This window comes from Mesotoga infera, from assembly GCA_011045915.1.
Lineage (GTDB): Bacteria > Thermotogota > Thermotogae > Petrotogales > Kosmotogaceae > Mesotoga > Mesotoga infera_D.
In genome coordinates, this window is the sequence record DSBT01000103.1 from 1 (window position 1) to 12,700 (window position 12,700).

Here is a 12,700-nt window from a genome sequence, read left to right on the forward strand (position 1 = left end):
ATAAGACCCCCGGATCTACTCAAAGAGATTGCATAATAGACCACTGTGGTGGTACGTCTGTTTTTCTTTTCATTTTTCCCCTTGTTTAGCTGCTTTCAGATTCGTTGCTGTCAAAGTTGAGTTAACGCACTGCGAGTGAATTGCTTAATGATAATCAATCTTAACATTCAATTGTCCAGAAGAAGGTGTACACTAGCTAAACTGACGCATTGATCGCGGTCAAAGGTAAAATACTCTCAGGGAGGTGGCTTATGAGTATCGGTGCGCTGTTCAATTCTTATCTGTATCATGGCAATTCTCTGAAGAAGCGCTTCTTTGAGGGGTGGTATTTCAAGTTTGTTGACAAGAGAAAGCAAAAGTCCTTTGCAGTGATTCCCGGCGTCTCAACAGCTTCCTCAAAAAACGAGTCGCATTCTTTCATCCAGTTCCTTTCAGGCAGCAGAAATGAATCCGGAAATTTCATTTATCCCTTCGATGATTTTCATTCCGACACAAAGCGATTCTCCGTCGAAATCGGAGATAATCATTTCTCAACAGAAAGAGTGAGTCTCAAAATGAAGGATGAGAAAGTCAAGATCGATGGAGAGATCAAGATAATAGACCCTTACCTTTGGCCCGTCAGATTCTACTCCCCGGGAATTATGGGGCCGTTTTCATTTGTGCCTTTCATGGAGTGCTATCATGGTGTCGTCAGCATGGATCATTCTCTCGAGGGAGAAGTTGAAGTGAATGGAGAAGTAATAGATCTATATGGAGGAAAGGGTTATATAGAGAAGGATTGGGGAAGATCCTTTCCGGAAGCATGGGTCTGGATGCAGACTAACAACTTCGATCATGACGGGACGTCGTTCATGTTATCCGTAGCAACTATTCCTTGGTTGGGGAGAAGTTTTACTGGTTGTCTGTGTGCCTTTCTTTATAAAGGAGAGCTTTACAGATTCGCTACCTACAAGGGAGCAAAAATCATCAGAGTTGATTCATCGGGCGACAGGATTGCAGTTGAGCTGAGGCAGAGAGAATTTACGATACACGTGGATGCCAGGAAGACTTCTGGCGCTCAGCTTATTTCGCCGGTGCAGGGTAGTATGAGTGGTAAGATCGATGAGTCGCTGACATCCGAGATTCACCTTAAAATACACGAAGACAGCACACTTCTCTTTGAAGGTACCGGCACCAATTCTGGACTGGAAGCTGTAGGAAAATTGAGGCTAAAGGATTAGTCTTTAAGAAAAGACATCCATTTGGCTTGACTTGAAGACATTGCAGGACTAAGATTTGACTTTGCCGATGCAAAAAAATATCTTCGAAAAGTACGACCCACTTCTAAAGATGAAGGACACCCTTTTTTTTGGATGCCCTTCTTAAGGTGATCTTTGCCACGAATCTTTTCACCACTGCCATTAGCCGCTTCTCTTCAGCACACCTTTTCTCTTCGCCCATGATTCCATTCTTCTGAAGAAGAGAAGACCCGACGGCAGGAGAAGAGCGCCCAGAAAGATTAAGGGCCAAACATCATTACTCATTTCGGGGATGGTTTTGCCTTCAAGAATCGATGCGCGCATGCCTCTAAGTGCATAATTAGCCGGAGACAGCTTGCCGACCTGTTGCATCCAAACTGGCAGAACGTCGATTTCATAGTAGACTCCCGAGAACATCAGAAGCAAGGCTTGAAAGATGTGCACTACCTGCACTCCCTTCTCCGGCGAAATCAACGGCAACACTGCGGCGACTATTCCCAATCCCACAAACGAGAAGCTTGATACTGCAAGAATTCCAGCTGCTGACAGGAGATTAGCACTGCTCAGGTTCAGATCAAAGAAGACCGAAACAACGAGCAGAATGAGTCCACTTCTCAGTATTCCGTAGAGAATAGCATAGCCGCAAGTACTCAGTAAGTGAGTAGCTCTCCTAACAGGCGCCATAAACGTGTACTCGATTGTCTCCTCCCATCTTTCCCAGGCGACGGTCTCGGCCACTATTTCGAAGAGAATGGAGAGATAGCCCCAGAGTATGGAACCAAGCAACATATAGAGGATCAAGTAGCTTGTGTTAAGCTTAGTTCCCGAAAAAGACTCAACTCCCTTTCCGATGAAACCCATTGTCACCGAGTTTGCCATAGTGTAGACAAAGAAGACAACTTCCCATTTCCAGTACCTCTTTGTGAAGTTGAAATTGCGTTCGATAAAGGCCCAAGAGGCGCGAAGCTCTCGGGCCAGTGTATTTCCACTCATGCCGATTCTACCTCCTGATACTCGGCCTCCTCGATACTCATACCGGTATACTCCAGAAAAACATCTTCAAAGCTTGGATTATCAACCTTCCCAAGAAGCTGCTTTTTCAATTCGGTCGGTCGCCCCGAAGCAACGATTCTTCCAAGATGAATGATAGCCACGTAATCGCAGAGTTTCTCAGCTTCATCCATGTCGTGCGTTGTCAGAAGCATGGTCGTATTCATTGTTTGTTTGACATCTCTAATCAGATTCTGCACATCTCTCTTTGCTCTGGGATCGAGACCTGTGGTTGGCTCGTCAAGCAAGAGCATTCTTGGCTCTGTCATGAAGGCTCTCACGATTGCCACTTTTTGCTGCATACCTCTCGAGAAATCTTCGAGCGGATCCTTGAGCCTCTTGAGATCCAGGCCGAATTTCTCAGACAGATTGTTTATCTTTTTCAAAGCTTCACGTCTCGGTATTCCGTAAAGGCCTGCAGAAAAGCTGAGGTTCTCCACGGCAGACAGCTTTCTGAAGAAGCTGGCCTCCACTGAGACCCTGTTTATCATTCTTTGAATGGCCACGGAATCGCTGACCGAATCGAATCCGAAAATGGATATACTTCCCCTATCGGGTATCAATAGGGTCGAGGCGATTCTAATGAAGGTGGACTTTCCCGAACCGTTTGGGCCGAGAAGACCGTATATCTCTCCTTCCTTTATTCTCAAATTGACTCCTTTTAGTGCTCTTACTTCCTTTCGATTCTTCTTGAAAGTCTTCACAATATTATTGGCAAGCAAAGCGTCTGCCATTTTCTCACCTTCTTAAAGATAATGAGGTCTGCTGAATTTGCTTTCGATCTCCACTTTCTGTCTTTCAACTAGTCCGTCTATGAAAACGTTTTTTGAACCTCGTAATCTCTTCATGATATGATTCTCCTCCTGTGAACTGCTTCACTTCGGGAAGTCCATGAAACTTTCCGGTCTGTAAATGAAGGGTGGAAGTGCTGCGACGTCGTTTTCTCTCTTTTTCCTAGGCGAACTTATTACTATATACATAATTTACCCCCTTGATCTTCCGGAGAACATGGCCCCTAATAGTGATCGAGCCTTTCAGTGGTTGTCGTGCCCAGTCCTCCTCTCTTTCTGTGTCTCCAACTCTTCTCCTTGATTTCCCGTATTCCTTTCATAAGATACTCTTTCAAGCACTTTCTTCACCTCCCGGCAGCCAAAAAAAAGGACCGTGGCTTCTACTCGCCACGGTCCTTCATACTTCCTTATCGTTATACGATCTTATACCTCATACGACGGAAGAAGGCGTGGCACAGAACGGCATCACCGGATACCCGGTTAAGATAAACGGTTGCCGGAACTCTCATTCTAATGATCATCAAACTATGCCTCCTTCCAAATATGTCTCTATCGCCGGAAAATTATAGCACAATGAAAGAGCAATTCAAAGCATTTTGTCTAAGGTTTTCTAAAGTCAATCTTAATTTTGACAACCTTATTTTGTCATATGCTAAATAATTATTGATAAAGCTGCGAATCATGAATCCTAGAATGGTGAAAAACTACGTGGACTCGAAAAAGTACTTCAATTCTTCCGGAACGACAGCAAGCGAAAAGGGATAAGGGAAGATCCTTATCTGAAAAGTCGGGAGATAAGCTCGCTGTTGTGATCTATTACATCGTCAGTAAAAGGATCCCCGGGGAATAGGAAAACCCTGCCCTTTCCGTATTCATGATCTGTTGACTCTCCCTGCAGTTCTGATAGTCCATCAAAGAATATTCCATCAAGTTCAGTTTCTTCGTTTGTTATTGTAGCCTCGTACCTGTTGGAAAATCCCATTTCTTCGATAAGCTTGTTGTAAGTGGCTATAACATCACTGCCGGTTTCGTCGCCGCTTCCAGTTATGATGAGTGTTCCCCCGTTAAAAACAAACTGTTTGATTATCTCAGCCTGTTGCGGCATGAGCATCTTCAGTCGTTCAAAACTTCCGCCAGCTCCGGGCAGTGGAATTATTAGAACATCGATTGTATTCAATTCACCTTCCTTAAAAATCCTTTCGGCAGTCGAATACTTGTGACCACTTCCCTCAAGAACCGTCTCCAATTTGTCTCTACTATCGCTGGCATAGTTGACGTGACTCCTATCAAGTAAAACATTCAAAGAATCTTCGCTCCTAATGTTAAGTTTGATGCTTGAGTATGGTACTGAATCGAGAAAGAAGGAGATGACTCCATCGTGCGCTTCTACTGTATGCTGCAGATTTACAATCTTGGATTCGAATTCCTCCAGAATGACTATCTCACTATATATATCGCCGCTGAGATTGGTTATTTGAAGCATTGAGGAAGCTTCTTCGGTTGAAAGGTTCGAGATTTGAAAAGAGAGTGTTAGGCTTTCTCCTGGCCTAACGCTTTCTGGATAAGCCCTGGGATTGTAGAGGTGCACAGGGTTTGATCTTTGAACCCAAATGGGCGAAGATACTGCTTCCTCGCCGTCGCTTCCCTTTACGTAAATGAAGAAATACTGGAATCCGGTTTCAATGTTCGCTCTGATTCTGAGATCTAGCTCATAGCTATCGACCAGGAAGTTTGCAAATAGACCATCCCGAGAATAAATCTTCACTGTATCCAGAGGATCGTGATCGGTGTCTTCGATTGAAATCCTCAACTCCACTTGATCGACGTCGTAAACAATATCTCCCATGAACGCTTCTTCAGTGGAGAAGCGAATCTTAATGTTCTTATCTTCTGTTGCATATGTTCTTCTTTTCATAAATGCTTCCAGTATGGCTTCTTCGACTAGATCAGTAGCATAAACGGCTGTTCTTGAATCGTTTGCTCCTCCCCAGTTGGGTTTGTGATTGTCCTGACCCAGGGCCGCACCAATATGCCATCCCTTTCCCAGTGCATCAATGTAGGCTGAGAACATCTCATCGATAATTGTGTCGTTTTCCCACCAGTTTCCGTTGCCAACTTCAATCAGATTCATATAGAGATCTGCTTCTGGGGAATACTGGAACTCCTTGAAATTGTCTCCGAAATCTCTGACTGGATGGTTGAACTGGCCGACTGCGCCGCGCTCTATTATCCAGTGATACAGGTCCCAAAGATCCGACTTAACTCTATCGGTCCAGTCACTTGTGCCGTACACGTTTATATGTCCGGTACCGGTTGCTGTCCACTCAAAACCCGCTAATGCAGCAAAGTACTTGGATGAGGCTTCCTTCGCAGCCTCTTTTGTTGCAGTCAATTTGTCCCTCCCGTCCGGAAGCTTCTGGGCAAAATAGTAGGCATGATCGGTAATTGCAAGAAAGTCAAGATCGGGTACTTCTTTGGCGAATGAGTAGGCTTCTTCCGGGAAACCCGTGCCGTCTGAATAAGAGGTGTGGGAATGGGGATTTCCAAAGTAGAGATTGAGTTCGCTGCCTACTAAGACAATCGATGCCAAAATGAGAAGCACAATGATGGCAAAGCTTTTCATCAAATCACCCTTTCGTTATTTTCATATTTGTAAGCGCCGAATCGTAGGCATTGGCAAAAAGATCAAATCGATTCAGATATCCTCAATGCGATTATCCAGTTATTCATCTCAATCGTTTTTTTTACGTTCACCCAGGTAGAGTCTGCTTTGGAACATCTTCGAGAAGTCTGTCCACTTGCTTTCGACTGAAGTCATCAAAGCATGAGTTTCAAAATTGTCTAGTCTTGAGTCTAGATTGTCACAGAGCCAAATAATTATTGATTCGCGGGTCTTCGGCGTTACCGGTGAACCGAACTGCACTTCACCATGATGACTGAGCACTATGTGAATCAACTTCCTTCTGGTTTCTTCTGGAAAGCCTTCGATATTGGAAATTACCATATCAATCAGTCTTGCTCCAATGGAGATATGTTCTTCCAGGTAACCGTCATCGGAGTAATCAAACTCGAAAGCTTCAGTGGTATAGGTTTTTACCTTTCCAATGTCATGAAAGAGTCCACCAGTGACAACGAGATCTCTGTCGATGTTTGCCCTCGAATCTGATACCTCTGTCAATGCAAGCGCATATCTGACCACAGATAGGCTATGTTCTGCAAGCCCGCCGATTCTGGCATGATGATACATCTTTGCCGCCGGAGCTTCGAAGAAGCCTGGGCAGACCCCGTCATCCGAAATGAGCCGCTTTGCAAGAGCTTTCATATATTTGTCCTTTACTGACTCTATCAGCGCCGAAACTTCAGACTTGATTCTTTCGATGTCTTCAACGATGGGCAGTAACTGCGAAATCGAATCATAACTGTAGCTCTTCATCTCCTCTATTGAGAAGATCCTTTTGATTTTTATACTTAGTCCGAATCTATCATCTACCAGATAGTCCGCAAGAGCCACAGTACCAACAACCGGTTCCAGGCATCCCGACTCGCTAATCCATGCTTTTGCTTCCTTCCTATTCTTTGAATCTCCAACCATACAATCATAGTAAGGGCCTCTGCTCCCCTCGACTTTCTTAGCACCAAACATGAAGAAGAAGCCTTGCTTTGAATTGACGAAATTCTCAACTCTGTCAGAAGAAGCATCGTATTCCCTCAAAATTTCGGAAAGGATTGGGTAACTGCCACTCTTCCCTTCAATCACTGTAATTCTCCTCACTGAAGGTTATTGAAGTCTTTCAGTCGATTATCGCAACAGAGAAACCTACTCCTCATTCCTTTTTGAGGCAGACTTCATAAGCAATTTTATCATTATAAAGAAAGCGATCGTAGCCAGAAAGGTTGTTGGATAACCTTCAAGAAAAATCATTATACTCTTTGAAACGGCTTCGCTCATAGTTCAAGCTCCTTTCACTCACAGAAAAAGTGCCAGTACTATACTGCCAGCCAGAACAGAACCAATCTGTCCGGCAACGTTTGCGCCAGTCGCATACATTATCAGGAAGTTATTTGGATCTTCTTCAAGCCCCATCCTGTGAACAACCCTGGCAGACATCGGAAAGGCAGATATTCCAGCTGCGCCTATCATGGGGTTTATTTTCTGTTTTCTAAATAGGTTGAATGTTTTTGCAAAGAGAATTCCGCCCATGGTATCGAGTATGAAAGCGATAAGCCCCATGAGAAGAATCAGCAGAGTCCTTTGATTTAGAAACGCGCTTGCCGTCATTGTTGAGCCAATAGCGATTCCCAAAAAAAGAGTGATGATGTTGGAAAGCTCATTCTGTGCAGCGTTACTAAGTTTGTTCAGGACCCCGGATTCTCTTATCAAATTCCCGAACATGAGCATTCCGATCAGTGCAACACTAACCGGAGCGATAATTCCGGCCAGAAGGGTAACGAGTATTGGAAACAGTATCCTAACGTACTTGGGAACCTTCTCGGTTCTATTATCCATTCTGATTCTTCTCTCTTCTTTCGTAGTAAGCAACTTGATAATTGGTGGCTGGACTACAGGCACCAGAGCCATGTACGAGTACGCGGCGACAGAAATAGGACCGAGCATGTGAATGGCAAGTCTACTTGCGACATATATGGATGTGGGGCCGTCCGCAGTGCCAATGATACCGATCGAAATTGCCTCTCTGATATCGAATCCAAGTAGGGCTGCTACGATTATCGTAAGAAAGATTCCTAGCTGTGCCGCTGCTCCGTAAAAGAACATCACGGGTTTTTGCAGGAGAGGTCCGAAGTCTATCATCGCTCCTATTCCGATGAAAATCAAGGCAGGGAATAATTCATTTGCTATTCCGGCTTCATAGAGAATTGTAAGGACACCGTGCTCTCCGATAGCCGATGATCCCGGGATATTTGTGAGAAATGCTCCGAAGCCTATCGGCAAAAGCAACATCGGTTCATATTGCTTCTTTATTGCCAGAAATATCAGAACTCCACCTATTGCAAACATAATGAGATTTCCCGCGGGGATCAAAAAATTCGATAGCAAATTCATCGCTGCTGCCTCCCAAATTTTAGTCATCTCTAGAGCGCGGAGAATCGAAAAACACTATGGATTCGGAACCGCTTCATCACATACAATATTAATACAACGCGTGCACTTTTTATCAGAACGAAAAGGTTTTCAGGTTTCCTTTCGGGACTTTCCAGTTAAACTTGATTACTGCAACAGTATGTTAGGATTTGTCTGATGAGATGAACTGAGGAGGGAAATACTTTGGCAGCGGGTTTTCCTGAGGACTTTTTGTGGGGTGTTGCAACGGCAGCTTATCAGATAGAAGGAGCCGATCTTGAAGAAGGTAAAGGTCCTTCAATTTGGTCGGATTTTTCTCACAAGCCTGGAAGGATAGATTTCGGGGAGAGTGGCGACGTTGCTTGTGATCATTATCATAGATTCACAGAAGATATCGATCTAATGACTGCACTTGGACTGAATTCTTATCGATTTTCCATATCCTGGCCGAGGGTACTTCCAAAGGGGCGTGGCCCGACAAATCAAAAGGGTATTGATTTCTACGATAAACTGGTCGATGAGCTTTTGGAAAGAGAGATACAACCTGTTGTCACTCTGTATCACTGGGATCTTCCTCTAGACTTGCAGGCGAGATTCGGAGGATGGGAGTGTAGAGATATCAGTCACTATTTTGCCGATTACTCAAGCATGATGTTTTACAGATTGGGTGACAGAGTAAAATATTGGATCACTTTGAATGAACCTTACTGCTCTTCTCACGTGAGCTATCTTTGGGGAGAACACGCTCCTGGAAAGAGAGACCTGAAACTCTCACTTTCTGTCGCTCACAATCTCTTGCTTTCTCATGGTGAAGCAGTGAGGCGTTTTAGAGAAGATATCAAAGATGGCCTGATCGGTCTTACAAATGTTTCTACGTTTGTTGAGCCTGTGACGGATTCAGAAGAAGATCTTAGTGCCGCAAAAATCTATGATCAATTCATTAACGGTTGGTTCTTCAAAACCCCGCTAACTGGTGAATATCCCTCAGAACTCTTTGCGATCTTTGAAAATGCTGGACTGGCGCCAGTTATCCAAAGTGGAGATATGGAGATCATCTCCGTCCCCTTCGACTTTTGGGGAATAAACTATTATACAAGAAACCTGGTTAGAAGAGATAAATCAAGCATACTTGGCGCCGAAGTCGTTCAAGGAGAACTGCCGAAGAGCGAGATGGGCTGGGAGATCTATCCGGAGGGCCTTGAAGGTTTTCTTTTCAAGGCCTACAAGGAGTACGGAAAGAAACCGATATACATTACCGAGAACGGTATTGCGTGCGAAGACAAGTCATTGGGCGGCTCCGTTGAAGATCATTGTAGAATTGAGTATCTGAGACAACATTTCTCCGCTGCTCTTAATTCAATAAAGGGAGGAGTGGATTTGAGAGGTTATTTTGTCTGGACCTTGATGGATAATTTTGAATGGGCGCGTGGTTTTTCGAAGAGGTTTGGACTGGTTTATGTAGATTATGATAATAATCTGAAACGTATTCCAAAGAAAAGCTTCGAATACTACAGGGATTTTATTGGAACACTGTGAAACAGATTTCGAATGGATAGTGAGAGTTGTCGGGTTGTCGATTTGTTGGCCATAGGAAGCCATCCTGAACGGATTGGCGAAAACAGAGGTCTTATGAAAGCGCAAGAGAGACCTTTTTGACAGGGGGTTTGCCAAATGATTGGAGTCATAGTCGATTCCGGATGTGATCTTCCAGAATCAATGAAAGCAAGTGATGACGTAAGAGTCATTCCATTGAAGATAATCCTCGATGGTAATGAATATAGAGACAACATTGATATCACCGCTTCAGATCTTCTTCAGTACATGGAAGTCAAGTTTCCAAAGACATCACTTCCAAGGCAGTCGGAAATCGGGGAGGCTTTTGACAGTCTTTACGAAAAGGGATTCAGGGAGTTCCTATACATCGGAATCTCAAGTGGATTAAGCGGGACTCTCGGTCAAGTGAAGACTTTTGTCAGAGACTTCTCCGAGAAGTACTCCGACGTAAGAGTTGAGGTAGTAGACTCAAAGAACATCTCGATTGGTTCAGGACTGCTTGCTATGAAGGGGATAGATATGGTCCGGCGAGGGGTGGCCTTTGAAGAGGTAGTGAGAGAAATCCGCGATTCTGTGAGTAAATCCAAGGTCTTCTTCTGCATACCTGTTCTAAAGTTTCTTAAGGCCGGAGGACGAATTGGAAAGGTTACCGCAACAATCGGGGATTTTCTCGATCTGAAGCCTGTAATAACCGTTGGCGAAGATGGGATCTATCACAGCGTTTCAAAAGAAAGAGGAATGAAGAGAGCCGTTAAGGCTTCGGTAAAGAAGCTCCTGCATTTCATTGAGGGCAGAAAATTGCTTCACATTGCCGCTTATACATCGGACAAAAGTGAGAAGACTAGAGAGTTTTTCAAGATGGCCGTAGACGAGATTGAAGCAGCAGGAATAAGTGAAATTATCACGGGTCAGATCTCCCAATCACTTGTTTGTCACACAGGCCCCGGCTTGATTGGTGTTGCTGCAATCTTTGAGTAAAAAAATAGCCGCCATAATGGCGGCTTAAATCGGGATATTCCAGGGGGTTTCAACATGCCTGTCCTTCATCCATACTTGGGGGGTAATGGGGAACTTGCATATTGGTACTCATGTGCTGTGTCTTTTTTAATGACCATTTGAGCTTTTGGGGTTTTCAGGGTTTCTTATCTACTTGATTTAATTCTACCCAAAGAAGTCGGGTTTGTCAATATAGGGGAGCGGAATTGTCGGCTTTTGGTTGTAAACATTTCGTTAACTTGAAATCCTGTTGATTCCAAAATTGATTCTTGCCGAATAAAACCTTTTCTGGTAGACGTTTTTTCTTGAACCTGTGCAAATGGAAAATACCTGTTCCAATATGCTCATAGCCGGAGATGTATTAATTGGATAAAAACAGTAAGACGAGGGTCCTCTCGGTTTTTGAGGGTGCAATCTATAATGGTTTCTTCTTGATTACTCAGGGCTTCCTTGGGACCGGGCTTGCTCTCGAATTTGGAGCCTCTGAACCGGTTATCGCTTTGATCGGAGTTCTTCCATCTGTCTCACAGTTTGTCCAGCTTATTGCTCCTTCGATTTTGAGAGCCACGGGAAGCAGAAAGCGAGCAATGATGATTTGTGCTTCTGCAGGAAGATTATCTACTGCATTCATTCCAGTCACACTTGCTCTAGGAATAAACAGACAATCTCTCTTACTGGTCATTCTTTCTTTCTTTTCGCTTTCTGCAAGTCTTGCGGGCAATTTCTGGGTATCTATCATTAGAGATGTTGTCCCCTCTACGGGCTCTGCCAAGTTTTTCAGCATGAGAAACGTGACATTCACAATTACAAATATGCTTATAACACTTCTCTACTCATTTATTCTTGATTCAGTTCCTGGAAAAACGGGATTTCTAGCCATCACTACTCTTGGAGTTATCAGCGCGGTGATAAGCTTGTTATTGCTGGGTTTCCATTACGATCCTCCGCATGAAATAAGCTATGGAAGAGGCTTATTCAAGGTCGTTGCGGGAGATAAGAAGTTCATGCCATATCTGCGTTTTTATTCTTTCTGGAGTTTCTCGATAGCAATCACTTCACCGTTTTTCGCTTATCATGAGCTGGTAAATATGAAGCTGGACTATTCCTTTCTTAGTTTACTCAACGTTTTTAGTTCGCTTCTGACGATGTTATTCTATTTACTGTGGGGAAAGCTGGCTGATAGGATCGGGGGACAGGCAGTTTTAGAATTCGGCGTTTTTGGAGCCTTTCTGAAAACCTTGCTGTGGTTGTTCATGGATAGCGGAACGGTATACCTCTTATACGTCGACACGTTTATTGGGACTGCTTCTTGGAGTGCCATAAACCTTTGTCTATTTACTACCATGCTTGAGTTGCTCAGAGGAGTGGATGTGCAGTCTTACTATGCATTGCTCTCGTTTGCTAATGGAACTTCCGCTCTTGCCGGATCACTTGTGGGAGGATTCCTGGCATCATATTTGAACAGATATAGCTGGACTTTCAATGGACATCAATTCTTTGGAATTCAGATCCTTTTTCTTGCTACCTTCGTTCTTAGAGGAATCTCTCTGATATTCTTAAAGAGAGTTAAGACTAGAAAAGTGGTATCTGTATCTGGAATGGTCTTCAATTCTGCTGCCGTCTTAGCAAATAGATTTGCGGCAAGACCGAGAGAGTTGCTAGAAGTTCTCATACATAAGAACAAGTCAAGACAGAGAAAGGAGAATAATGATGGAAAGACTGATTAAGAGATTCCTGGAGTATGTGTCTGTAGAAACTACTTCCAGTTTCGAATCCAAGACATTCCCTTCGACGAATACTCAACTGGGACTTGCCAGAATTCTCAAAGCAGAGATGGAGTCAATAGGATTGAAAGAAGTTGTTCTGGATGATTATGGGTATGTGTTGGGGACCTTGCCATCAAATATCGAATCCGACATACCTGTTATCGGATTTATAGCCCACATGGATACCAGCCCCGATATGAGCGGAAAGGAGATCAAACCTTCGAT

The 12,700-nt window shown here is 43.9% G+C and carries 10 protein-coding genes; 5 read left to right on the forward strand and 5 right to left on the reverse strand.

The window, feature by feature from the left end; translation table 11 throughout:
- Window positions 1-251: 251 nt before the first annotated feature.
- Complete coding sequence (locus ENN47_03460) at window positions 252-1,220, forward strand: hypothetical protein (GenBank protein HDP77238.1); 969 nt, start codon at window positions 252-254, stop codon at window positions 1,218-1,220.
- 180 nt (window positions 1,221-1,400) lie between these two features.
- On the opposite strand, the gene ENN47_03465 is transcribed toward ENN47_03460, so the two are convergent.
- The 5 genes from ENN47_03465 to ENN47_03485 all read right to left on the reverse strand — a co-directional run bounded on the left by ENN47_03465 (window position 1,401) and on the right by ENN47_03485 (window position 8,141).
- The gene (locus tag ENN47_03465) at window positions 1,401-2,231 is read right to left on the reverse strand and encodes an ABC transporter permease (protein HDP77239.1); all 831 of its coding nucleotides are present in this window, start codon (window positions 2,229-2,231) and stop codon (window positions 1,401-1,403) included.
- Window positions 2,228-3,022, reverse strand: a complete 795-nt coding sequence (locus tag ENN47_03470) for an ABC transporter ATP-binding protein (GenBank protein ID HDP77240.1) — start codon at window positions 3,020-3,022, stop codon at window positions 2,228-2,230. The genes ENN47_03465 and ENN47_03470 overlap by 4 nt, the downstream gene beginning before the upstream one ends.
- Before the next feature lie 832 nt (window positions 3,023-3,854).
- Complete coding sequence (locus tag ENN47_03475; protein ID HDP77241.1) at window positions 3,855-5,702, reverse strand: histidinol phosphatase; 1,848 nt, start codon at window positions 5,700-5,702, stop codon at window positions 3,855-3,857.
- Between the two features lie 108 nt (window positions 5,703-5,810).
- A complete protein-coding gene (locus ENN47_03480) occupies window positions 5,811-6,836 on the reverse strand; it encodes an HD domain-containing protein (GenBank protein HDP77242.1) in 1,026 nt (341 codons plus the stop codon).
- Window positions 6,837-7,046: 210 nt separating this feature from the next.
- A complete protein-coding gene (locus ENN47_03485) occupies window positions 7,047-8,141 on the reverse strand; it encodes a sodium ion-translocating decarboxylase subunit beta (protein ID HDP77243.1) in 1,095 nt (364 codons plus the stop codon).
- Between the two features lie 222 nt (window positions 8,142-8,363).
- On the opposite strand from ENN47_03485, the gene ENN47_03490 reads away from it, so the two are divergent.
- The 4 genes from ENN47_03490 to ENN47_03505 form a co-directional block, all read left to right on the forward strand.
- Complete coding sequence (locus tag ENN47_03490; protein ID HDP77244.1) at window positions 8,364-9,695, forward strand: beta-glucosidase; 1,332 nt, start codon at window positions 8,364-8,366, stop codon at window positions 9,693-9,695.
- Between the two features lie 135 nt (window positions 9,696-9,830).
- Window positions 9,831-10,691, forward strand: a complete 861-nt coding sequence (locus tag ENN47_03495; GenBank protein ID HDP77245.1) for a DegV family protein — start codon at window positions 9,831-9,833, stop codon at window positions 10,689-10,691.
- 383 nt (window positions 10,692-11,074) lie between these two features.
- The gene (locus ENN47_03500) at window positions 11,075-12,436 is read left to right on the forward strand and encodes an MFS transporter (GenBank protein HDP77246.1); all 1,362 of its coding nucleotides are present in this window, start codon (window positions 11,075-11,077) and stop codon (window positions 12,434-12,436) included.
- The coding region (locus tag ENN47_03505) for a peptidase T (protein ID HDP77247.1) at window positions 12,417-12,700 on the forward strand (284 nt) is incomplete at its 3' end. The genes ENN47_03500 and ENN47_03505, both read left to right, overlap by 20 nt.

Coding starts and splice junctions, on each gene's coding strand:
- ENN47_03465 (HDP77239.1), bottom strand. CDS start 2,231: ATGAGTGGAAATACACTGGCCCGAGAGCTTCGCGCCTCTTGGGCCTTT.
- ENN47_03495 (HDP77245.1), top strand. CDS start 9,831: ATGATTGGAGTCATAGTCGATTCCGGATGTGATCTTCCAGAATCAATG.
- ENN47_03485 (HDP77243.1), bottom strand. CDS start 8,141: ATGAATTTGCTATCGAATTTTTTGATCCCCGCGGGAAATCTCATTATG.
- ENN47_03470 (HDP77240.1), bottom strand. CDS start 3,022: ATGGCAGACGCTTTGCTTGCCAATAATATTGTGAAGACTTTCAAGAAG.
- ENN47_03460 (HDP77238.1), top strand. CDS start 252: ATGAGTATCGGTGCGCTGTTCAATTCTTATCTGTATCATGGCAATTCT.
- ENN47_03475 (HDP77241.1), bottom strand. CDS start 5,702: ATGAAAAGCTTTGCCATCATTGTGCTTCTCATTTTGGCATCGATTGTC.